This is a genomic window from Pseudomonas sp. NPDC087342 (genome assembly GCF_044744265.1).
GTDB classification, from domain to species: Bacteria; Pseudomonadota; Gammaproteobacteria; order Pseudomonadales; family Pseudomonadaceae; genus Aquipseudomonas; species Aquipseudomonas nunensis.
Window position 1 is genome coordinate 54,612 of the sequence record NZ_JBIUXZ010000024.1, and the last position, 23,303, is coordinate 77,914.

General features: G+C 58.0%; 21 protein-coding genes. 7 read left to right on the forward strand and 14 right to left on the reverse strand.

All coding sequences use genetic code 11. From position 1 onward, the window contains the following. Positions 1-25: 25 nt before the first annotated feature. The 3 genes from ACIOYV_RS28100 (at position 26) to ACIOYV_RS28110 (ending at position 3,189) form a co-directional block, all read left to right on the forward strand. Positions 26-766 (forward strand): EAL domain-containing protein, encoded by a 741-nt coding sequence (locus ACIOYV_RS28100; protein ID WP_401328994.1) that lies wholly within the window; start codon positions 26-28, stop codon positions 764-766. Positions 767-798: 32 nt separating this feature from the next. Next, positions 799-1,470 carry a helix-turn-helix domain-containing protein gene (locus ACIOYV_RS28105; protein WP_265044359.1) on the forward strand — a complete coding sequence of 224 codons (672 nt, stop codon included), beginning with the start codon at positions 799-801 and terminating at the stop codon, positions 1,468-1,470. A gap of 324 nt (positions 1,471-1,794) precedes the next feature. Beyond that, on the forward strand, positions 1,795-3,189 hold the full coding sequence (locus tag ACIOYV_RS28110) for an undecaprenyl-phosphate glucose phosphotransferase (protein WP_401328997.1): 1,395 nt from the start codon (positions 1,795-1,797) through the stop codon (positions 3,187-3,189). A 334-nt stretch (positions 3,190-3,523) separates the two neighbouring features. Here ACIOYV_RS28110 and ACIOYV_RS28115 read toward each other — a convergent pair whose 3' ends face one another. The 6 genes from ACIOYV_RS28115 to galE all read right to left on the reverse strand — a co-directional run bounded on the left by ACIOYV_RS28115 (position 3,524) and on the right by galE (position 9,720). Next, entirely contained in the window at positions 3,524-5,602 is a 2,079-nt protein-coding gene (locus tag ACIOYV_RS28115) for a YjbH domain-containing protein (protein WP_401328999.1), read from the reverse strand. Beyond that, on the reverse strand, positions 5,599-6,360 hold the full coding sequence (locus ACIOYV_RS28120) for a capsule biosynthesis GfcC family protein (RefSeq protein WP_401329002.1): 762 nt from the start codon (positions 6,358-6,360) through the stop codon (positions 5,599-5,601). The genes ACIOYV_RS28115 and ACIOYV_RS28120 overlap by 4 nt, the downstream gene beginning before the upstream one ends. Then, the gene (locus tag ACIOYV_RS28125) at positions 6,357-7,022 is read right to left on the reverse strand and encodes a YjbF family lipoprotein (protein WP_401329004.1); all 666 of its coding nucleotides are present in this window, start codon (positions 7,020-7,022) and stop codon (positions 6,357-6,359) included. Before ACIOYV_RS28125 ends, ACIOYV_RS28120 begins: the two co-directional genes overlap by 4 nt. Positions 7,023-7,032: 10 nt before the next feature. After that, positions 7,033-8,094, reverse strand: coding sequence for a polysaccharide biosynthesis/export family protein (locus ACIOYV_RS28130; RefSeq protein WP_401329007.1), 1,062 nt, complete (start codon positions 8,092-8,094; stop codon positions 7,033-7,035). A gap of 138 nt (positions 8,095-8,232) precedes the next feature. Then, positions 8,233-8,469, reverse strand: a complete 237-nt coding sequence (locus ACIOYV_RS28135; protein ID WP_054054211.1) for a hypothetical protein — start codon at positions 8,467-8,469, stop codon at positions 8,233-8,235. Between the two features lie 234 nt (positions 8,470-8,703). Continuing rightward, positions 8,704-9,720 (reverse strand): UDP-glucose 4-epimerase GalE, encoded by a 1,017-nt coding sequence (gene galE / locus ACIOYV_RS28140; RefSeq protein WP_163909271.1) that lies wholly within the window; start codon positions 9,718-9,720, stop codon positions 8,704-8,706. A gap of 292 nt (positions 9,721-10,012) precedes the next feature. Here galE and galU point away from each other — a divergent pair, with 292 nt between their 5' ends. Both galU and ACIOYV_RS28150 read left to right on the forward strand, forming a co-directional pair. Next, positions 10,013-10,846 carry a UTP--glucose-1-phosphate uridylyltransferase GalU gene (gene galU, locus ACIOYV_RS28145; protein WP_265044351.1) on the forward strand — a complete coding sequence of 278 codons (834 nt, stop codon included), beginning with the start codon at positions 10,013-10,015 and terminating at the stop codon, positions 10,844-10,846. Positions 10,847-10,890: 44 nt separating this feature from the next. Beyond that, entirely contained in the window at positions 10,891-11,301 is a 411-nt protein-coding gene (locus tag ACIOYV_RS28150) for a mannose-1-phosphate guanylyltransferase (protein WP_401329011.1), read from the forward strand. Between the two features lie 120 nt (positions 11,302-11,421). Here ACIOYV_RS28150 and ACIOYV_RS28155 read toward each other — a convergent pair whose 3' ends face one another. The 8 genes from ACIOYV_RS28155 to ACIOYV_RS28190 are packed head-to-tail and all read right to left on the reverse strand — an operon-like array spanning position 11,422 to position 20,897. After that, on the reverse strand, positions 11,422-12,552 hold the full coding sequence (locus ACIOYV_RS28155; RefSeq protein ID WP_401329013.1) for an SGNH/GDSL hydrolase family protein: 1,131 nt from the start codon (positions 12,550-12,552) through the stop codon (positions 11,422-11,424). Between the two features lie 27 nt (positions 12,553-12,579). Continuing rightward, complete coding sequence (locus tag ACIOYV_RS28160; RefSeq protein WP_401329016.1) at positions 12,580-13,617, reverse strand: acyltransferase family protein; 1,038 nt, start codon at positions 13,615-13,617, stop codon at positions 12,580-12,582. A gap of 12 nt (positions 13,618-13,629) precedes the next feature. Next, complete coding sequence (locus ACIOYV_RS28165) at positions 13,630-14,733, reverse strand: hypothetical protein (RefSeq protein ID WP_401329019.1); 1,104 nt, start codon at positions 14,731-14,733, stop codon at positions 13,630-13,632. Further along, positions 14,733-15,953: a phosphoribosylaminoimidazole carboxylase gene (locus ACIOYV_RS28170; RefSeq protein WP_401329022.1), complete on the reverse strand. Its 1,221-nt coding sequence runs from the start codon at positions 15,951-15,953 to the stop codon at positions 14,733-14,735. The genes ACIOYV_RS28165 and ACIOYV_RS28170 overlap by 1 nt, the downstream gene beginning before the upstream one ends. After that, a complete protein-coding gene (locus ACIOYV_RS28175) occupies positions 15,950-17,062 on the reverse strand; it encodes a polysaccharide pyruvyl transferase family protein (RefSeq protein WP_401329025.1) in 1,113 nt (370 codons plus the stop codon). Before ACIOYV_RS28175 ends, ACIOYV_RS28170 begins: the two co-directional genes overlap by 4 nt. Positions 17,063-17,076: 14 nt before the next feature. Further along, positions 17,077-18,159, reverse strand: coding sequence for a glycosyltransferase (locus tag ACIOYV_RS28180; protein WP_401329028.1), 1,083 nt, complete (start codon positions 18,157-18,159; stop codon positions 17,077-17,079). 38 nt (positions 18,160-18,197) lie between these two features. Continuing rightward, positions 18,198-20,417 carry a polysaccharide biosynthesis tyrosine autokinase gene (locus ACIOYV_RS28185; protein ID WP_401329031.1) on the reverse strand — a complete coding sequence of 740 codons (2,220 nt, stop codon included), beginning with the start codon at positions 20,415-20,417 and terminating at the stop codon, positions 18,198-18,200. 39 nt (positions 20,418-20,456) lie between these two features. Next, complete coding sequence (locus ACIOYV_RS28190; RefSeq protein ID WP_054054233.1) at positions 20,457-20,897, reverse strand: low molecular weight protein-tyrosine-phosphatase; 441 nt, start codon at positions 20,895-20,897, stop codon at positions 20,457-20,459. Between the two features lie 299 nt (positions 20,898-21,196). On the opposite strand from ACIOYV_RS28190, the gene ACIOYV_RS28195 reads away from it, so the two are divergent. Together ACIOYV_RS28195 and tal are read left to right on the forward strand one after the other, a co-directional pair. Next, the gene (locus ACIOYV_RS28195) at positions 21,197-22,156 is read left to right on the forward strand and encodes a glycosyl hydrolase family 5 (protein WP_401329035.1); all 960 of its coding nucleotides are present in this window, start codon (positions 21,197-21,199) and stop codon (positions 22,154-22,156) included. Between the two features lie 188 nt (positions 22,157-22,344). Beyond that, positions 22,345-23,271, forward strand: coding sequence for a transaldolase (gene tal / locus ACIOYV_RS28200; RefSeq protein WP_054054237.1), 927 nt, complete (start codon positions 22,345-22,347; stop codon positions 23,269-23,271). Positions 23,272-23,303 lie beyond the last annotated feature (32 nt).

The following is a 23,303-nucleotide window of genomic DNA, read 5'->3' on the forward strand; positions in this document are numbered from 1 at the left end:
TTTACCTATGGAAAGGAGTTGTTGCATGAATGCGACTGGAGGTATTTCCCCCGCAAAGGCCCCGTATCGCTATCTCACCCGGCAACTGATCCTGTCACGTGATGATCGCCCGTTTGCCAGTGAGATAAGCACCGGCCCTCTTCCCGCTACGTCGTCGTGGACGACGCAGGCGGGCCAATTGTGTGAGCGCTGCAATGAACCGTCGGCGCACCTGCGCTGGGAGCCCTCCTCCCTGAAGGATCGCCGCTCGCACAGACCGGAAAAATATCTGAACCGTACACTCCTCAGTCTGACTGAACCGGGCCTTGCCAGCTTTGCGCTGACCAACGAGCTGATCCAGTCTGGCAACAACCTGCGCGATTTCGGCCACACGCTGGTCGTGTCACTCAAGGGGCGTGCATTCTGGGAAGTGGATTCCAAATATAAAAAAAACATTATTTATCATATGTATCACTTGAAAGATCATGGTATAGAAATCGCGCTGGATGACTACAACATCCAAAGGGAAGCACTAACACGCTTCAATACTCTGAACCTGTTCAACTACATCAAGGTATCGATTTCATCCTTGGGCCAGTGTTTGAAACTCAATAGTGATCCTGAGTTTTTCAATCGACTCCATGACCACATGGTGACACTGACCCACCACAACAAGATTTCGTTTATTGCCGATCGAGTAGAGCATATCGAGAGCCATTCATTGGCCCGGGCGCTGCCCTTTGATTACTTTCAAGGGAGCTATTACTCCCCTGCCGATCATCTTTAACAAAACTTTGGCGACTACTTTAGGAGAGCGACGTGGAAATAAGTACAACCCTCCCCAGAAAATATTTTGTTGTCGTGACTCACAGCATAAGTTCCCAGCGTGAGCTCGAGACCATACTGTCCAGCGAGCGTTTCAACTCGTTTGGTACATCCCAGGCACAAATGTTTATCGAAGGTGTTGCCCCGCCCTCTTCCGCACCTGTGCTGATGGAGTTCACCTACCCCAGTGGGACAAGGAAAAATGTCGCCCACACGATTGAACATGAGACCCAGAACATACTCGCTACCCTCGAGGCCGAATGGTTGGCGGCGCAATCCGGGGCGCGTCCCGTTGTGCTGCCCAATCAAGCTGAACGCGGTGAAACTCCCCGGGAAACCGAGGACAACGACGTTTACAGCGAAGCCTGGCAACTCGACGATGATCAAAGTGTGCTGGTCAAAGAGAACGTCGAGATCGCCCTTACTGGACTCGAAGCGGCCCTCGTCAAGAAGATGCTCCATCATGAAGATCGTGTCGTCAGCCGGGATGATCTGATTCTAAGTATCGGCCGGGAACCGGAGCAGTATCGCGGCCTGGAAATGTGCTTGAGTCGATTGCAGGACAAGTTCAAAAGCGCCAGCAAAGGTGAGCGATTATTTCGGGCGGTGAGAAATCGAGGTTATTGCCTTATCCAGGAAGTTGTCTCGGAGGCGCACCACGCCTGACCCACTTTGTACAAACATGTGACAGTGCTATTACAATAACAAAAAGTGCACTTTGTTTGTGACCCCCTCCCTCCAGATACCTCCCTCCTAAATTTCGACCTTTTCTAACACTCCGCACTTCCAAGCTCAAAAGTTGGCACTTTGCCATCTTGTTAGAACTCGTCAGACAGCCCTCCCCATCAATAACTTAATCTATTGACTGACGACAGTTCGACCTCTCGGCGTTGTTAGTCTCAGGGCATTAGTTAAAACAATAACAATCCTGCTTAAACAACTCGCGATTCGACTGTCGATACCTGAATGGACGTATTTTGGGGATATCGCATGGATCTTACACTTCGTATCAATCGAAATACCGGCCTCAAGGGACTTACCTTTTGGGGCCAATGGGCGCTGGCGCAGGGCTTTGTCGTTACATTGCTGTTTGTACTCGCCGAGCAGCATACCGGAGCGGTCGAGTTCTATTACAGAGTGTGCGCGGCATTGAGCGTGCTGGCCTCGGTGCCGGCCTACACGTTCAGTGGCGTTTACCGCAAAAGAGATAGCTATCTGACGGGGTTGGGTCGCTTGTTCATGGGCTGGTCCATGACCATGGCGGCGCTGGCCTGCATGGCTTTTATCTGCAAGGCCGATGAGCTGTTTTCGCGGCAGGTAATTCTCAGTTGGGCGGTGTACGGTTTCCTCGGGCAGGCGCTGCTGTACGCGCCGTTGCACGGGTTCTCCAAGTACTATCAGCGCTCACGCAAAAGCGAGCATCGGACCCTGATCGTCGGCACTGGCGAACTGGCGCTGGGCCTGGCCAAGAAGTTGAGCAGCGTCGAAAACCTGCCGTTGGTGGGTCTGGTCAGCACCGGCGCCGTTGCCCCGTTGGAGCCGGATGCCCCGCACATCGTCGGTGTGCAGGAGGATCTTCTGGAGCTGATCAGCTTCCATGACATCCGACGCTTGTACATCACCCTGCCGCTGAGCGAAGCGGCAAAAATCGAAGCCATGTATGTCGATTTGCTGGGTGCCAATGTCGACGTGGTCTGGGTGCCGGACTTGAACAGCCTGACGCTGCTCAATCACTCGGTGCGGGTCGTGGACGGCTTGCCGGCGATCTATCTGAATGAAAGCCCATTGACCAGCCAGCCCACCGCCGCGCTGAGCAAGAGCCTGGTGGAAAAAGCCGTGGCGCTGCTGGCGATCATTCTGCTGAGCCCGGTACTGGCGGCGCTTGCCTTGGCCGTGAAGCTCAGTTCGCCCGGCCCGGTGTTCTTCAAGCAGGACCGCCATGGCTGGAACGGCAAGGTGATTCAGGTCTGGAAGTTTCGCTCGATGCGCGTCCACGACGACCATGAAGTGAAACAGGCCAGCCGCAACGATTCGCGCATTACCGCCGTCGGCCGCTTTATCCGCCGCACTTCGCTGGATGAGTTGCCGCAACTGTTCAACGTGCTGCAAGGGCACATGGCCCTGGTCGGTCCACGGCCTCACGCCGTCGCCCACAACAACTACTATTCGGGGAAGATTCTGGCCTACATGGCTCGTCACCGAATCAAGCCGGGGATTACCGGGCTCGCGCAAATCAACGGTTGCCGTGGCGAGACGGACACCATCGACAAGATGCAGAAACGTGTAGAGATCGACCTCAAGTACATCAATAACTGGTCGTTGTGGCTGGACCTGAAGATCCTGGTGAAGACGCCCTTTACCTTGCTTTCGAAGGACATCTATTGATGGCGTAACGGTCGAAAAACAGCAGCACCACAAGGGGACGAAAGTCCCCTTTTTTGTGGCTGGGATTCGCCGGTCGCCTATCCACAAATCCCTGTGGGAGCGGGCTTGCTCGCGAAAGCGGTGTGTCAGTCAATCTATATGTCGACTGACACGGCCTCTTCGCGAGCAAGCTCGCTCCCACAGGGGTTTTAGGTCGTTCAGAAAGACCGGGCCCAACCCAAACGAATGTGGGAGCGAGCCTGCTCGCGAAGAGGCCATCACATTCAACATCTCTGTTGACTGACACACCGCCTTCGCGAGCAAGCCCACTCCCACAGGGTCCAGCGATGATCGTTTACTCGGTGATCTTCTCGAAGTTGCGGTAGAACATGTCGTTGTCGCGGCTGTCGGTCATTGAGTGCAACTGGAAGCTGCGATTGAGCCGTGCGCCACCGTCACGGGTCAGTGGCGACCACACGAGGTTGGCGTGGCGCATCGTGGACATGCTCATCAATTCATCGAACGGAATGGAAAGGTACAGGCCCTTATCAAAACTACCCTCGCCATATTCAGCGCCGGTGGCGGTGGTGATCGTCGCCCAGGCGCCAAAGCGCACGCCGTTGGAGAATTCCCGCGAGAGATCGATCGTGGTGCCCCAATCCCCCGCCAGGTAACGTCCGACGCTGACCGCCGCCAGTGTGTCGTAAGGTAAATCGGTATAGCCGGTGATATGCCCGGTGACAACCGAGTAGTCTCGCAGGCCAAAACCCTGGTCGAATTCGCGCTGACGCACGTAGTTCAAATCCGCACCGACCGACCAGCGCTGGCCCGTCGGGCGAAACAGCACTTCGCCGCCGACGCCGGCAAACATTGACTCCAGATAACCGCCGTAGACCATGCCATACAGGTCTTTGTCCAGTTGCTCGGCGTGGCTGACCTGGAACAGCGGCATGGTGACTTCGGACGTGGTCAGGTACTGACGCAAGTCCGTGCGCACTCGTGGCAAGCCACTGGGTGCATCGTATTTGAAGCCATCAAAGTTGTTCAGCAGATTGGCGCTGATCAGGCCGCTCCACCAGGTGTTGCGGTTGAAACGATATTCGGCGTCCGCATCGGCACTGAATTGATAGAAGAAACCATCAGGGCCACCGACGTTCTGCTTGAAGCCCAGCCCGGCGCCGTAGCTGAAAGGGTCGCGGGCTTCGGTGTAGAGGGTCTTTTCGTTGTGCGGCATCGCCGGATTGATCTCTGTGGTGCGATGCAACGCTTGCAGCGGTTCCTCGTTATTGAGCACTTCGCGAAAGGTCTTTCGAGGCACGCTGGTTTCTTCCAGCGGCAAGTCGTAGCGCTTGTTCACCAGCGTGAACCAGTCGATATCGGCGTTGACGCTGTTGTCCAGAATCCGGCTGGCACGCCCGACCGCTTTAGCCGAATGGAAATAGCGGCCCTGCTCGCCGTAGACGATCAACTCGGACCCGCGCTGGCTGATGCGCTCGACCTTGTAGCCGGCATTTTGCTGCAAGCGCCGGGACACCTCGGGCCAGTTGACCTCGTCCATCGCAACGGTCGGAGCCTTGGCCGGCAACGGTTCTGCCGGCGGATCGAAGCTCTTGGCCGGAGCCTTGCGGCTGACGAAGTTGGTATGAAAAGTCAGGCCGAACATCGCAGTGTTGCCCCGCTCCCACGCCGCGCTCACGTCCAGCGAATCGGTGACCTTGAACACCGCACCGAGGTTGATCGGTGAATCCTGCTGGATCACGTTGTCCTTGGGCTCGTGTTTGTAGTCGTTGCCTTCGTACTCGAGTTTCAGGCTGAGCCGGTCCCAGGGTGTCTGGTAGGTCACGCCGCCAAACAGCGAAGGCTTGCCACGAAAATAGGCGCCTGCGTTGACGTCGCCAGTGCCTTCCATGTTCGGCCGGGTCTTGAAGCGATCATCGAGCCAGCCCGCCGGGTTATCGAAGTCGCCGCGATTGCCCAAGTAACCCCAGGCAATCCCGGCACTGAAATCAAAATCGTCATAGCGTTTGTTGGCCACCAGGAATTCACTGGAGAACAGGCCCGTACCGCCGATGTCTCGGAAGCCCAGCGCCACGTCAGGTGCCCAGTGGGTTTCCTGCCATAGCCGGACTTTGAGATCGACCGCCTTATCCTTGTAGCTCTGGTTGCCGCTCAACGATTCGGGGCCATAAGGACGGTTGGTGATGGCGGTGTAGCGAAACGCGCCTTCCAGCCAATCGAACGGCTGCAGCGCCACGCTGTAGCGGCTATAGGGCTCGGTGCGGTTGGCGTTCACGCTCAACTCGCCGGCCGGGGACATCCGCGCAGTCGGCGTCTGCCACAAGCCGACGCCGCCGAAATCATTCTGGGTAAGGCGCGGCTCGGCATGCACCAGGCCACAGGGTAATAACAACACTGCTGCAAAACGTAAATTCAATGAACCACCTCAGCCAATTGCGTGGCAAGAAATTCGGCCAACTGCTGATTCAGTTCAGGGATAGGCGGATCGAGATCATCGTTCTTGACCGGCACCAGGATCTTGCTGCCAGCGGCAGGCACCTGCCCGCGCTCACGATTCCACGGCGCGATGCCGACCTGGCGGGTCACGCCATTCGGCTGGATCAGCCACAGGTAATCGGCCTCGGCATCGCTCAGGGTTGCGCAGCCTTGCAGGTAATCCCGGGCCTCTTGCCCGACGACATGCGGCAACCGGCACGGCTCGACGACGGCGCCGAGCACTTCAACTTCATCGACGCGCAACGGATAGATCAGGCGATCGCCGTCGCCCAGACGGACGTTAGGCGCGAACCCGACCTCGATCGCCACCGGGTCCAACACCGTGACCTGGCGCCCGGTCACCGGCATGGCGCTGACTTGCTCGTACAGACGCGTCGCCAGTGCTGCCCGGCCGGGCCTGTCGAAGATCAAGGCTTCACGCTGCAACACCTGCAAATCGAACAGCACCCCGGTCTTGAGCCGGGCCTGTTCTTCCTGCAACGACTGACGCAGCAACGCCGCCGCCAGCCAGTAGCTCTCGGCATTGGGCACGGCGACGCTGATCACGTCCGACAATCGTCCACCGGGTGGCAGGTCCACCGGTCCCGGGATTTGCACATCACCAGTAACGGTGACCGCCGCCTGGCTCACGCTGGAAATCAACAGCAGGCACGCCGACAAAAACCGCAGCCGCTTCAACGGGCAAACCTGCGTTCTGGGGTCAGTTGCACGATCTTGACCCGCAGGCGCGTGGTCAGTTGTTGCTCACTCTTCAAGATGAAACCGTCAACCGGATCGACCCAATAACGATTGGTCGCACGCAGGCCAATGGCCGGGGCGTCAATCTGTTCATCGACACGTAGCACGGCGTATTCCTTGTTGAGGATGTCGAGGGTTTCCATGGATTTTCGCGAGAAGCGACTGTTCAGGATCACGCCCGTTTCGCTGCCTCGATACAGATCGATCCAGCGCTGGCTGGTGTATCCATCCGGCAGCGTGTGCAGGCCTTGCTTGAACGGCGAAGTGGCAGACAGCCGCGTGCCGTCGAGGTCGCCTTCGACGCCCAGGCCGATGCTGCGCACCGCGAGTCCGTCGCGGAGCAGCAACACCTGTTTGCCGGACGCGACCCAGAACTGCAGGTCGCCGCGCTCACGCACCATCGCCAACACCCCGGAGCCGGACGGCGTGGTCAGGGTGAGCTGGGGAAACTCGACCCGGGCCACTTCAGCTTGCGTGACTGCCAACTCATCGGGGCCGACCACCGCTGCCTTGAAGTTGCTCAAGGACGCGGTCATCAGCGGGTTACAGCCACACAACAACACGGCCGCTATCAAGCCGACGCCAACTTTCAACGTTTTCACAGACCTGACCTTATTTGCCGTTATCGCGGACTTCACTCAGGTTCTTCGCCGAGGAAGCGCCCACGCCGAGAATGGCCGCCGATGGCACCAATTGGCTGATGAAGCGGTTCCAGCGCGTCACATTGGCAGGGCCCACGTAGACGATGTCCTGGGGCCGAACATTGAAGTGCGTGGCGAGCGCCATGGCGGTCGGCGACTCGGCTTGCAACTGGTAGATTTTCGCCGGTTCCACATCAAGGTTTTCCACCCCGCGAATCACGTACACGGCATTGCCGTTGGAGGTGGTCTGGCTCAAGCCGCCGACCGAGCCGAGGACATCGGACAGGTTCATGGTGCCGGTCTTGAAGGTCAGCGCGCGCGGCTGATTGACTTCGCCCATGACGTAGATGCGCTTGTTGTCGTTGTACGGCAGGTACAGCTGATCGCCCCCCTTGAGGTAGACGTTCTGCAGTTCGGAATCCTGCTGGTTGAGTGCATCAAGGTTCAGCGGATAGACCCGCCCGTTGCGCGTCAGCAGCAGGCCGGACAAATCCGCATTCTGTGGGTCGATGCCAGCCGTACCGAGGGCTTCGACGACATTCAGCGGGTTGGTGGAAATCGGTTGCGGACCGGCCTTCGATACCGCCCCCGACACCACGATTTTCTGGCTGGCGAAGCGCAACACCGCGACGTCCACTTGCGGGTCGGCAATGAACGCCGACAGGCGTTCGGAGATGTCCGCGCGCAGTTGCTGGATGGTCCGGCCGGCGGCCTGGACTTCCTTGATATAGGGGTAATACAGCGTGCCGTCGGAGCGCACCAGGCGACCATTGGCATCGATCTGCTGTTGCGCGCCGGAGGGTGCGGTCAGCTCGGGATGGTCCCAGACCGTGATGTACAGGACATCGTTGTTGCCGATGCGGTATTCGCCAGGCGTCGCCAACAATTCCGCCGGCAGCGACGTGTGTTTCTGCGTCGCCCGGTCCATCGCGATGAGCTTGGGCGTGATCGGAATCAGCTCCACGCGGCTGCTTTCACTGGCGCCCTGGCGCGTGATATCGCTGGTGCTCAGGTATTGCCCCGGGGAAAACATACAACCTTGCAAAGCGATACTGGCCAACAACAAAAAAGGAAAACTACGATTCATAATGGCACTACGCTATTCAAGGGCAAATCCAACAAGGTCACCCGACTTGCATCGGGCGACCTTGTATTACACCTGCAGAGAGACTCAGTTACTGGTGCCGGTTGTCCCGGTAGTCCCTGTGGTCCCGGTGGTTCCGCCATTGGCGTTGCCACCACTGTTGGAAGCGGCCACTGCACCCGCAACCATCGCCGTACTGGCCGCAGGCGCTGTGGAAGCGGCTACGTTACCGGCGACATTAGTTGCTTGTGTCAGCGGTGCTTCCGCCGCGGACGCCCAGTTGCCAAACATCGACAACAGGGCAATTGCCATGACTTTCTTCATATCAACTCCTTTCTAACGTTCTGCCATGTTAGAAAACACAGCATTCAGTTAGAGGTGGAAAGATCAAGCCGCAAAAGTGCGAACAAGATCCGTTGTTCATCCACAATCAAACTTGATTGATAGATGTCGAACGGCAGGGCTTATATCTACGGATTTGCCAGAAGCAACTCCAGCCTAATTTCCCGACGTTACTTAACATTCCTGTCGGTTTATAACATTCGGCACAATCACTACTTATCCGAGATAACCCTTCGGATGATTTGATTGCCAACGCCAAGTGTCAGTCATCATTTGCTGCAAACTGCGCGTCGCCTTCCAGCCCAGTTCACGGGCAGCCTTGGACGGGTCGGCCAGGCTCTCGGCAACATCACCCGAGCGGCGCGGCAATATCCGGTACGGCACTGGCCGCCCCGACGCCTGCTCAAACGCGTGCAATACCTGCATCACGCTGTAGCCGTCACCGGTGCCGAGGTTCCAGATGTTGATGCCGGTGGTTTGGGAAATCGACTGCAGGGCCTTGAGATGCCCGTCCGCCAGGTCCACGACGTGGATGTAGTCGCGCACGCCGGTGCCATCCGCCGTGGGGTAATCGTCGCCGAAAATCGACAACTCTTTCAGGCTGCCCACCGCCACCTGGCTGATGTAGGGCACCAGGTTATTCGGGATGCCATTCGGGTCTTCGCCCAAGTGGCCGCTGGCATGGGCGCCGACCGGGTTGAAGTAGCGCAACAGCGCAATGCTCCAGCGCGGCTCGGCCACACATAGATCGCGCAGCACATTCTCGACGATCAGCTTGGATTGGCCGTAGGGATTGGTCGGGTTGCCCGTGGGAAAATCCTCGCGGATCGGCATCTGCTCCGGCGCGCCGTACACCGTGGCCGATGAACTGAACACCAGGCGAAACACCCCGGCAGCGGCCATCGCCTGGCACAGCGTGATGCTGCCGCCGACGTTGGCTTCGTAATACTCCAGCGGCTTGCGCACGCTTTCGCCGACGGCCTTGAGCCCGGCGAAATGCAGGACCGCATCAATCGCGTGTTGCTGGAAAATCCGGTCGAGCAAGGCTCGGTCGCAGACATCCCCGTGAATCATCAGCGCACTTCTGCCGCAGATGGCTTCCACGGCATGCAGCGCAGCGTCGGAACTGTTGGAAAGATTGTCCAGCACCACCACCTCAAAACCCGCTTCAAGCAGCGCAAGTGTAGTGTGCGAACCGATATACCCGGTGCCACCCGTTACCAGAATCTTCATAGAGCGGTCCATAGTGGGGTCGTGAAGTACGCAATAACGTGTGCCGATCAATAATTACTTCGACCAGACAGTCATACCGGGTACTTATTTAGCACTCTGAAACGCTCACCACTATCAACAGATACCGACGAAAAATAACTAACGAGCCGTCGACCGACAACTCATAACATTACGCTGTTATACACCTGACAATAATTGCCATTAACAACCGATGTCAGGTATTAAAGTAGCCGCTTAATTGTGAAACATACAATGACTGTTTAGCTGCGCCCATGACTTCCAGGATATTTTTATGATTCGTAAATGTTTATTCCCCGCCGCGGGTTATGGCACGCGTTTCTTGCCGGCCACCAAAGCCATGCCCAAGGAGATGCTGCCGATCGTCAACAAACCGCTGATCCAGTACGCGGTAGAAGAAGCACGGGACGCCGGCCTGCAACACATGGCCCTCGTCACCGGTCGGGGCAAGCGCGCATTGGAAGATCATTTCGATATCAGCTATGAGCTGGAGCATCAGATTCGCGGCACCGACAAAGAGAAATTCCTCGCCGGCACCCGCGAACTGATCGAAAACTGCACCTTCTCCTACACTCGCCAGGTCGAAATGAAGGGCCTGGGCCACGCGATTCTCAGCGGTCGTCCATTGATCGGTGATGAACCCTTCGCCGTGTCGCTGGCGGATGACCTGTGCCTGAACCTGCACGGCCCTAGCGTGCTGGCCCAGATGATCCAGCTCTACAAGAAATACCGCTGCTCGATCGTGGCCATTCAGGAAGTGCCCCGTGACCAGACGCATAAATACGGAGTGATCGCTGGCGAGTTGATCGCCGATAACGTCTACCGCGTCAGCAGCATGGTGGAAAAACCCAACCCGGAAGATGCCCCGTCCAACCTGGCGATCATTGGCCGCTACATCCTGACGCCCGACATCTTTGATCTGCTCGCCGATACCCAGCCCGGCAAAGGTGGGGAAATCCAGATCACCGACGCCCTGATGAAACAGGCGCAAAACGGTTGCGTGCTGGCCTACAAGTTCGACGGCCTGCGCTTCGATTGCGGCGGTGCCGAGGGTTATCTCGACGCGACCAACTTCTGCTACGAGCACCTGTACCTCAAGGGCCTCTGATCAGGCTCTCAACCGTCGCTCACTCTTCAATCAGGCAGGCCATTATGAACATTGCAAAAAACTCGGCAGACATTGAACAGGGCAACGTCGGGGTGATGGCCTGGTTGTCACTGAATCCGTCGTTGCCCTCCCCGGCCGAGACCTGGCCGGGCTCGCTGTTGATGGTGGAACGCATCGGGGTGTTTCCTTCGTCAGGGGAAATCCGTCGGCCCATTCGCGATCCTGACGCGCTCCTCGCCTACCTGAAAAACCTCTACGGCGAGCAGGCGCTGGATATCGACGAACGCGCCGGGCTGAAAGTGATTTTCAACGACTGGCGATTCCGGGCGCGTGTTGTTGGCAGCGATCCTGCGATCGTGATCACAGTGGAAACCCGGTGTGATCCGCAGCTGATGCCACTCAAGACTGCCGAGCTGATGAGTCAGTTGGAGCACTTCGAAAAAAGGATGCGTTGAAGGCTACCACCCCTGTAGGAGCGAGGCTTGCCCGCGAAGGCGGTGTGTCAGTCAAACAAGTTATCGACTGACATGACGCTTTCGCGGGCAAGCCTCGCTCCTACAGGTTCTGCGTCTCGCTCACTGGCAGGTAGTCTGCGGCGCGACGATCAGGCTGTAGAGATAATCCGCAATCACCCGCCCTCCCGCCCCCGGGATCGGGTGAATCCGGTCCGGGCCGATCATCGGCGCGGGTCCGCCCAAGGCATAGCGTTTAACGTCAGCGCCGAATGCGCACTGCATATTCGCGTAACCCAAGTGTTCCTTGTGCGCCCAAGGCTCCAGCACTTGTGCATAAGCCGACATCGGATACGCACTCGAACGTGTGGTGTCCTGGCGCAGGATCAGGTTGATACTCGCCGCCGGATGAATCTCGCGCACCATCCGCACCAGCCCTTGAATGTTCGCCAGATACTGTTCGGGTTTCACGCCAAAACCCTGATCGTTGCCACCCAGCATGATCAGGTAAATGTCCGCCGGAATCTTCGACACCACCGCTTTCCACTGCGCCTGCCACGAGGCATCGCTGTGATAGAAATCGGCGGAGGCAGCGCCGGAAGCTGCGAGTTTGGAGACCCTGACGCCACCCTCACGATTACTCAGCCACAGGCCAAACAAAGTCGGTGCGCCTTTGACCACTTCGAGTCGGAACGCCCACGCGGCCGTGTCAAACGCGCCAGGTAAAAGCATCTCCTGTACACCCGAACCACCTAGTTTCAATGAATGCCAAGGGTCGGACGCCGTCCAGCGATAGCGCACCTCACTGGTTTTCCCGTCCCCGAGGTACAGCAATTTCGCCTGGGCGATGGACGTGTCAACGCTGGCTGTCGGGCGCGCATCGATCTCCAGATAAGCGCCGGGCTGGCCGGTAATCGTGCGACTGTCAGGACTGGCCTGGCCAAGACCGGACACGTCCCACCCACCGCCAAAATACTTTTCGCTGCCACGGGTGTATTTGTAGTGCGTCCCGCCAAGCGCCGCGCCGTGGTTGAAACCGACATAACCCGGCCCGGCGAAACCCGCCTCGTGAGTGAGCCGCTGGACGAGTTTGTTCAGGTAAAAATCCTGCCCCGCGCTATAGCTGTCGCCGATCACCGAAATGGCCAACACCTTCCCCGCCTTGCCTTCGCGCCATTGCGCAAACCGCTCGCGAGCGTCACCCACTTCGATCACCGAAGCCGGAGCAGCAGGCACATCATCGACTGCGAACATCAGGCACTTCCTTGTTCAGAACGATCATCAGGATTGCGCCACAGGCACCACGGCTGCCGGCGGTTTTTTTCGGGCGGCGCGCTCTCCCAGGAACAGCACGGAGGTGAAGTTGAAGCGACTGAAAATACTCGATAACAGCACCGGCCCCAGCAAGCCACAGGTCACTCCGCTGAGCACTAGAACGCTGTCATCGCTAACTCCCAGACGCCCCAGCACGGATCGCGAAGTGGCAGCAAACAGCACATGAAACAGGAAAATCCCATAGGAATAACCACCGAGCCAGATCAGCCATCGCGCCTGCAAGTTACTCGACAGCAGCGCCACGCAAGACACACACCCTACCAGCAAACCCACCAGGCTACGGCGATCCACGATCAACCCGCGATCCACCGTCGCCACATACAGCAGCACCAGCGAGATCAACACGAACACTAGCGGCCCGATCACTCTGAACGTTTGCCTGATCTCGCTGACCTTCTCATGGCCAATCATCCCCAGCACAAAAAACGGCAACAGATAGACCGCGCCATTGATGCCGAACGCGTCCACCGCAAATGGCGGCAACAGAAACACCGCCGCCGCGAACGCCAGCAACAGGTACTGACGTGTCACCGTCTGCAACAAGCCGCGCCACTCCAGCAGCCCGACAAACATGAAGATGATGAACACCGCCTGCAAAAACCAGAAGTGGTTGACCGGCACGTAGAACGACAACAGCGCATCGATCACGCTCACATCCTTGTTCACCCCGGGCCCGACCGCTTGCAGCACCGAGAACGGCACCCCCACGCAAAACAACGGCACGATCAGGCGCCGGACCTTGCCGGCCACGTAGGCCGGAAAGTCATTGCCGCGAATTTTGTAGAGGGAATAGATGTAGCCCGAGATGAAGGTGAACAGCGGCATGCGCACGTAGACCATGGAATCGGCGATCACCCGGAACGGCGATCCGATGTCTATTTTCAAGCCGCCACCCAGCGGCCCTATCACGTGATACAGCACCAGCAACAGGCAGGCCAGGCCGCGCAGGGTTTCGATTTCCAGCGACTTTTTCTTGCTCGACATAACGCACAAACCTCAGCTCAGGATTCTTGCTTCAACCGGCACAGGTTTCTTCGCGCGCAGCTGCAAACCCAGGCCCATGAACAGCACCGGCACCACCATGGAAAAATGCCGGGCGAAGGAACCGAAGTCCGGTTCGAACAGCCCCTGCACCAACAAAAAGGACAGGGGAATGGCGATCAGCTCTCTGACCTTGGTGTCGATGCGCACGCCCTTGTAGTCGCTGGACGTGATCATTTTGAACATCAGCAAAGACGTCATCATCATCAACACCACGAAGATGATCTGGCCCAGGCCGGACAGCAGGATCAGCTCCACGGGAAACGACAGGCGAAAGAAAATGATCATCGAGTCCAGCGCCTGCGACACGAAGTCGCCGCCGCTGAGCCAGGACACGATCAACGACTTCGAGCCCTCCTCCCCCGCCGTGCGCAGCTCATTGTTGCTGGCGCGAATCGACGACACCGAATAACCGACCACCAGTTGAATCGCGGTGGCGATGGCGAGGTAGAACAGGAACAGCATCAGGAAAAACGTGAGCCGCGACACGTACTTCTTCATCACGCACACGCCGAACCACGCCAGGGAAAACAGAATCCAGTAGGGCCGGATCAGCACGCCGTAAATCACTGCCGAGCAGAAAAATCCGCCGCGATACCGCCGGGAAAACGAGAACAGCAAAATCGAAATCATCGCCACCGAAACGATGATTTCCTTGGTCAGGTTTTCGAGGAAAAACGAGCGCACCACGCCCCACAAACACAGGGTAATAAAGATCGTCAGCGGCATGCGCCGGAACATCAGCACCGGCACCGCCGTCAGGAACAGGTTGCACGCCATCCCGTAGGCCCAGGCGTTGGTCAGGTTGATGCCGGTGGGCCGCAGCAGGTACGCCGAGCATTCGTAGGAGGAGCGATCCGGCGAGAACGGATTCCAGAAATTGCAGTTGTCGGCGCGGGCGTAGGACGACCACAACGTCATGGCATCCGGCCCCGGATCGCGGTGCATCAGCAGCGGCATGGCCACCGACAGAAACAGACCGCTGAACAGAATCAGAAACGAAATGGACGAGTCGAGTTTTCTGCCGCGAAACTCGATGGAGGGCAATTTCAGCGCCATTACGCGATCACCTTCACGCGGGCAAACCGGGTCAACAAGGCGATGGCGCCAAGCTGCACGCTGATCGAAAACACGTTCCCCCAGGCCGCGCCATAAATCGAATAGTGCTTGATCAAAACGTAACTGACCGGCAACGAAACCAGCAGACAAATCGCCGCGCTGGCGAGTGATACGCGGCTGTTTTTCGACGCGATCAAACCACCCCAAACGATGTCGCCAACCGCGCGCAGGGCGAAGGAAAAAATCAGCACCGCGAGCAGGTCGTTATCCGGACGCGGCACCGTCGTCGCCACGTAATCCAGCACGACGTTGAAGAACACAACAATCATCAACGCCACGGCGCCGGACAGCAGCAGCGCGCGCGTCACCCACTGATTGACGAACAACTGGCGGACGGTAAGCGCCTGCAGGTCGTTCTGATAGCGCTTGGCGAGCACCGGAATGCCCACCACCGCCACCACCGCGTAGGACAGCGCTTGCAAGGTGTTGGCCGCCGACCAGGCGTAGACGTACTTGCCGAGGCTGGCGTAGGGCTCAAGGTCGATAATCAGGAAGCGCTCGGCGTACTGACTCAACGCGATCAGCCCGGTGCCCAAGTAAAACGGCAACCCGGCTTTCCACACCGAAGCGGTGGTCAGCGCAGCAGTCACCCGTCCACGGTGAACGTTCACCACAATCAGGTAACCGGCCACCATCACCGACACGTTGGCCGCCACCCACAACCACAGCACACTGGCGATGTCGGTGACCCAGCCGAGCATCATCCCGCCCAGGGCCAACAGCGCCCAGAGGCCGGTTTTGATGAAGAACAGCAACGCGCCCAAGGTGGCTTTCTGCGCAGAAAACACGAAGGAATTGATTTCGAACGACAGGTGCTCGGTGAGCAGCAATAGCGCCACACAAACGATCAGCGTGGCACTCGCTTCGATCCCCTGGAACAGCGAATAGACCGTGACCGTCGCCAGCGACAACACGATGCCCACGGCGAGGTACAACAGCAGGACCTTATCCACCACCCAGCGCGAACTGCGACCGACGCTGATCAGCCGATTGATCTCGGAACTGAAACCGACGCTGTAGAACTTCGACGCAATCAACGAGGCGGCAACCACCACTCCGTAAAAACCCAACGCGTCGTAGCCCAGGTAATGGGTGATGGCCAACACCAGCAGAAACTTCGCGCCTAACGCTCCACCCCGGAGCAGTAGCCGAAATATCATCGAACAATGCCCTTGATGATCCCGTCCATGACCAGGGTCTTGGCTTCGATTTCCCGGCAGGTGTCGGTCAGCTTCTGGCCAAACCGCGACAGGGCATTCGGTGCGTAAACCGTGTCGATGATGCGGTCGACATTGATGTCGCCGCCATTGATCACCCAGTCTTCCACGCCCATGTCCTGATAGGCGCCAAAGCCCTTGCGCTCATAGCTGATATGGAACGCCGGGACGCCCGCCAGCAGCGATTCGATGGCGCCGTGCAAGCGCACGGAAATCACCAGGTCCGGCTGGTGTTTGGCCAGGGTGGCCTTCAACGGCAGCAGGTCTTCGGTGATGCCCAACTCGCGATAGAACGCGCCGTCATCGTTGCCGCGCACCGCGCTTTGCACCGCGCACACCACTTTGCTTTTGTTCTTCAAGCGCTGCAGCAACAGCTTCAGGTTGGCCACGTAACCGGCCTTCTTTTCCTTGCTCCACGCGGGGGGTTTACGCAGCACTACGCAGACCACCGCCGGCGTTTGTGCGCAACGGGTGAACTTGGGTTGCTGCAGAATTTTGCTGGCCAACGCCTGCACGGCCAGGTCCGGTGCGCGGTAGACATTTTCATAGGTGCCGAACAGCTCCGAGGAGCGGTTGTCGCGCACGAACACCGCGTCGGCCTGGGCGTAATGCTCGACGATCTTGCCGCCGTCACCATGGAACGGACCGATGCTTTGCGGAAGGTACACCGACGGCACTTTGCTCAGGATCGCGGTTTCCAGTTGCTTGGCGTGCCCCAGTTTCAGCTTGATGTGTTCGAAGGCGCTTTTGGAACGCATGTAGCCGCCGCCGACCCCGACGATCAGGTCGCTCGACTTCAATACATCCGCAAGCCCTGCGTAGGACTGATTCAGGAACAGCGCCTGCTTGACCCGTCCCAAACCCTTGGCCGCCATCACCGGCGCGTCATGGCGCTGGTACGGCAAATAATGGAAGGATTTCGGGTCCGAGGCCACGACGCTGATCGAGGTGGCGGCACCAAAGTTTCGCAGCACCAGGGCGATGGCCAGGTCCACGAGCAGGCCGTCACCGGAGTTGGAGGCGCTGTAGCCATGCAAAATCGTTACGTTCATAAGCTGATATCTACTTAATAAGTGGGAGCTGAATAGGCGTCGTAGGTCTGCTTGATCATCAACGTGGCACTGAAGCGCTCACGGACCTTTTCGCGCCCCTGGACACCAAGCGCCAGCAAGCCGGGCTTCTGGATGTTCACCAGTAGTTTGGTGAGTGCCTGATGATCGCCGGAGGGAAACACGTAGCCGGTCACGCCGTGGGTGACCAGTTCGGGCAGGGACGTGCAGTCACTGGCAATCACCGGCAGCCCCATGGCCATGCCTTCCAGCGGCACCATGGCAAAGCCTTCCCAGCGACTCGGCACGATCAGCGCATCCGCCGCCTGATACAGCGCATTCACTTCGGCCGGCGTCACCCACGGCACGTACTCGACTCCGTCCATTTCCGGACAATCGACGCTGTCCTCGTTGACCGCACTGCCGACCACCGTCAGTTTCAGATCGGTGCGCTTTACGCCGGCAAATGCCTTGAGCAACACATCGAAGCCCTTCTGATAGTCGAGCCGCCCGACAAACAGCAGATGGATCGGCGCCTGACCGGTGGTCTTCGGCTCATCGTCTTTGTAAGGAATGCCGTTGTAGATCAACTTCATCCGCCGACGCTCGATGCCAAACCGCGCGGCTTTATCCAGTTCGTACTGGCTGACGCAAATGATCACGTCCGTGACCTTCTGCAACAGCCGCTCGATCAGCGAATAGACCTTCTGCTTGGCCGGCGAACTCTCCATCAAAAATGAAAAGGCATGCGGGCAGTAGACAATTTTCGGTGACCGCCACGGCCGCAAAAGCACGCACACGCAACGCCCAATCACCCCGGAAAAGGTGCTGTGCAAATGCACCACATCGGGTTTTTCCTTGAAGATCAAACGGCCCAGTTGCCAGGCGAATCGCAGCAGCGAGCGCACATCACGCTTGGTCCGGTCGAAGGTGCGGATCTGTTTTTCTTCAATGCCGTGCAGCTCTTTTCGCTGATCGAACGGGATCAGATACACCAGTTCATAGTTCGCAGCCTGGCCCTCAGGAGGCGCCGATATCGTGCGAATAACGGTCGCCACGCCACCCTTAATCGTTTCGGCCACATGCAGTATTTTTTTCACAATCCACCCATTTCCATTCAGGTAACGCCAATGCCGAATCAAGCCTTGTCGGACGCATACTCGTAGTTGTAATTGCCGTAGCCGCCGTTGCCGTAATAGCTCGACGCACGCTTCTCGACGCCGTTGAACACAGCGCCTTTCAACTGGATGCCGTTCTGGGCAAATCGACGGATCGTCAGTTCGATTTCTTTGGCAGGGTTCACACCGAAGCGGGTGACGATCAGGCTGATCGCGGCTTCACGCCCGACGATCGCGGCGTCGGTCACCGCCAGCAGCGGCGGTGTATCGATGATCACCACGTCATACAGCTCGCTGAGTTGTGCCAGCAGCTCGCGAAAGTTCGCGTGCATCAACAGCTCTGAAGGGTTAGGCGGGACCTGTCCACGGCTGATGAAGTGCAGGTTCTCGACCTCGGTTTCATGAATGCCCTGCTCCAGGCTGCAACGCTTGACCAGCAGGTCCGACAAGCCATTGGTGATCGGCGTATTGAGCGTCTTGTGCAGATGCCCTTTGCGCATGTCGGCATCGATCAGCACAACTTTTTGCCCGCTTTGGGCCATGACGGCGGCGAGGTTGGACGAGACGAAAGTCTTGCCGACCTGCGGGCTCGGGCCGGAAATCATGATGCGGTTGTTAGTCGAATCCAGCCCGGCGAAGTGCAGGCAAGTGCGCAAACTGCGGATCGACTCGATCGACAGGTCGGTCGGGTTACGCAGGGCCAGCAGGAATGCCTGGCGCCGCGACTCGTCACTCAGGCGCAGCTTTTTACTGTCCTCTTCCTGTTGCAACGCGCTGTAAGGAATCGATGCATACACCGGCAACCCGAGTTGCTCGATGGCTTCCGGCCCTTCCAGGCCGCGACTCAGGGATTTGCGCACCAGCACCAGGGCCACACCGACAAACGCGCCGAGGAAGGTCGCGATCAGCACGATCAACGCCTTGCGCGGTTTCACCGGAGTGGTCTTGTCGACATCCGCCGCATCGATCAACCGCGCATTGCCCACCGCGCCGGCCCGGACGATGTCGAGCTCCTGGGATTTGTTCAGCAGTTGCGTGTAGATCTGCGACGCGACTTCGACGTCACGGGTCAGGTTCAGCAACTCCTGTTGCGTGGCAGGCAAGTCCTGAACCTTGCTCTCCAGACTCTTCTGCTGACGGGTCAATTCACCGATCTGCGCCATCAACGCGCGATACACCGGATGCTGCTTGGTGAACTTGCGATCAAGCTCCGCCTGTTGCAGCTTCAACTCCGAAATGCGCGTGTCGAGGGTGACGATCTGTTCCAGCACCGATTGGGTTTCGAGGGAAATGTTGACCGTCTTGCCACGGGTTTGATAACCGTTGAGCGCATCGCTGGCCTTGATCAGGTCGTTCTTGACCTGCGGCAGTTGAGCTTGCAGAAAGTCCAGGCTTTGCGCCGCTTCGGCCGAGGTACGCTCGACGTTTTGCTGCACATATAACGAAGCGACTTTATTGAGGATCTTCACCGCTTGGGCGTAGTCAGGGCTGGCCAGGGCCAGGCGAATGATGCCCGACTCCTTGCCCTGCTCGGACACGTCCAGGTCATCCTGATAATCGAGGATGGTGACGATTCTTGGGCTGCGCACCACTTGGAAACGGGTGCCGGGATTGGCGGCCAGATCGGCGATCCGCCCCTCGATGCCGTTTTGCGCGAAGGCTTCACCGACAACGCCGTCCACCAACAGATTGTCGTTGTCATCGAACAGCTGGAACCGTTGCGGCTCGCCGGCTACCAGCGTCAGTTTCTTGCCCAACAGTTCTTCCGGCAGGTTGAGTTGCGCGATGTCCAGGCGTTCGCCGCCCCAGGCGTAACTGTTCAGGCCGAAACGCGGTGGCGCAACAGCATCGCCCTTATAGCGCCGGGCCAGAAAACCGCCAATGACCGGGAAGGTGTTGGGCGTGACGTCGATATCCAGGTGCAGATCATCGACGGTTTTGCCGATCACCGCGCGGGACTTGATGATGCCGATCTCGGTCACCGACGGCGATTGCCCATTGAGCATGCTGTTGAGGTCGGAGAAACCGAGCATGTCGTTCTTTTTCGGTTCGACCTGAACCACAGCGTTCGCCAGGTACACCGGCGTCGCCAAAATCGCATAGGCCACGCCGGTCAGCATAAATGCTCCGGTGAGCGCGCCGATTAACCATTTCTGGTCAATTAAACTGCCGAATATACCGAGAAGATCAATATCATCTCGTTCGTTGTCCCGGGTGCCGACTACTGACGGTAACTGCATAAGTGAGTTCTTACCATTTACTGATCTGAAAATTATTCATCAATGCCCAAGGCGCTGCGCCCATGAGCAAACAGCATCTTCAATCAATGCATGGGCATGAATAAAAGCTGCTCTTCCTTGACGATACGGGTCCTGTATTTCTCGCTCACTCTGCCACTTGCCGAGAAGAAACACTTTGCCCCTGGCGTGCGATGCAATCTTCAGCACTTGGTTTACATGCTGTTTTTCCATGACCAGAATCAGGTCTGATTCATTGACGATGTCCGGGGTGATTTGCCGCGCCTTGAAGCCTTCGGCGCAATGCCCGTGGGCTTCCAGCACCTGGCGCGCCGCGGGTTCCATGGCTTCGCCAACGCGAGCGCTCAGACCCGCCGAGGTGACGGCGATGGTTGAAGACGCCAGCGCATTACGCAGCAGCAGTTCTGCAGTGGGGCTTCGGCAAATATTGCCCACGCAGACGACAAGGATCTTTCTGAACAAGGCAACGCTTCCCGTGTAATGTCGAATCAACCAATGCATAGTGGGGATTCAAATGAACCCACGGGTTCATCCCGCACTCAGAAACGGATCAACCTTGTAAATACAAGCGTATTAAGTACCACGGCAGCCAAACGCCGCCCAACCAGAATAGCCGGACCAAAAATAACGAACGTTTTCTAACAATGCTTATCCGACAAAACATAACAGTCGTGCACTTAGCAGCCTTATCGCCATCGAACTAATAGCGTCGAAAAACCAATAAACAATGTTATTTCCAGCCCGACGTGAGGAAACCCGCCATGAGCTCAGCACCTTTCAAATGCCTTGCCGCTTCGACGCTGCTGATACTCAGTAGTCAGGTTCACGCCAGCACACTGTTTCCGGCCCTGAACGCCGACAAGACTTTCGGCGTCCAGGTGAAGATCCAGACATTCACCCCCGCCGACGCCGCACAGATCAAAGCGGCGGGTTTCGGTTTTGTGCGTTTTGGCGTGTGGACGGACAGCCTCGGTGGCGCGGCGTATCAACAGCAGATCAGCGACGCGTTCGCCGTCGCCAAAGCCGCCGGTTTACCGGTGTTGATGACCATTCGCTCAACCGAGGCGCTGACGGCCGCGCCCGGTAATGCCAGTGAACTGGCGGCGGCCGGAACGCAGTTCGCCCAGTCGGTAGTCGCCCTGGAACAGTCCTACCGCACGCAACTGGTGGCAATTGAAATCTGGAATGAGCCGGACCTGGAAAAGTATTGGCCGACCGGCAGCTTCGAGACGACGTTCGTGCCGTTCATGAGCGCGATGTGCCAATCCCTCGGATCAAAAGCCCACACCACGCCGCTGATCGGCTTCGGCTTCTCGAAAGCGCCGAGTGCGGGCTCCGCGTCGACGGTGGCGCTGAACCGGATTGTCAGTGAATACCCCAAATGCTTGAGCGCGATTTCCTATCACCCCTATGGCCTGACCGGTACGCAGATCAGCACCGCCCAGGCATTTATTCAGCAGAATTTCCATTTGCCCGGGGTTATCAGCGAGTGGGGCGTATCGGCGCTGAGTTCCAACGGCGGGGTCGACGGGCAAGCCAGCAAGGTCAGCACATTCATTTCCGATGTCGAAAAACTGAAAATCCCCCTGACGTCAGTTTATGAATGGAAGAACAGTGAATCGGGCGGGAATGACCGAGAGAGAAACTTCGGCCTGCAAACGTCAGATGGTCAGCCGAAGCCGGCACAGTTGGCGGTCCAGACCCTGCTTAATGCGCAGTAGGCCGCGTTAACGGTCAGTTGCTTTGAACCTGTGCCCCGATTTGGCATCGTATTTACCGATACCACGCCCCACCATTCAAACGCCTGTTTTCAGGTTGTTGCCATTGGGGCCATCGATACGCACACCCGCCCTTGAGTGGCTGTCAGCGCTCGGGTAATGTCATCAGACCCATAGGACAGAGCACGCCCATGACTTCCAAGCTGGAACAACTCAAACAAATCACCACCGTCGTTGCCGATACCGGCGACTTCGAAGCAATCGCTCGCGTTAAACCCGTGGACGCTACCACCAACCCTTCCCTGCTGCTCAAAGCAGCGGCCATCTCCGGTTACGCCGAGTTGCTGAACGCCTGCGTTCACGACTGCAAGGGCGACGTCGGCCTGGCCAGCGACCGTTTTGGTGTCGCGGTAGGGCAAGAAATCCTCAAAGTGGTCCCAGGCCGTATTTCCACCGAAGTGGATGCGCGTCTTTCGTTCGACACTGACGCCGTATTGAAGCGCGCGCACCGTCTGATCGAGCTGTACGACAAGGCCGGCATCGGCCGTGACCGCGTCCTGATCAAGATCGCTTCCACCTGGGAAGGCATCCGTGCCGCCGAGATCCTGGAAAAGGAAGGCATCCAGACCAACCTGACCCTGCTGTTCTCCTTCGCTCAGGCCGCCGCTTGCGCTGACGCGGGCGTGTTCCTGATTTCGCCGTTCGTGGGCCGCATTTACGACTGGTACAAGAAGGCCAACGGCAACGACTACACCGGCGCGGATGATCCGGGCGTGCAGTCGGTAACCCGCATCTACAACTACTACAAGGCCAATGACTACAAAACCGTGGTCATGGGCGCGAGCTTCCGCAATCTGAATCAGATCGAGCAACTGGCTGGCTGTGATCGCCTGACCATCAGCCCGGATCTGCTGGAGAAACTGGCAGCGGATAACGGCAAGCTGGAGCGCAAACTGGCGCCAGGGCATGCAGGTGAAGCACGTCTGAGCCTGAATGAAGCGCAATTCCGTTGGTTGTCCAACGAAGATGCGATGGCCACCGAGAAGCTGGCCGAAGGTATTCGTCAGTTTGCCCGTGACCAGGAAAAGCTTGAGGCGTTGCTGCAAGCCAAGCTGTGATCTAGTTTCGGCGCAATGCAAAAAGGGCGAAC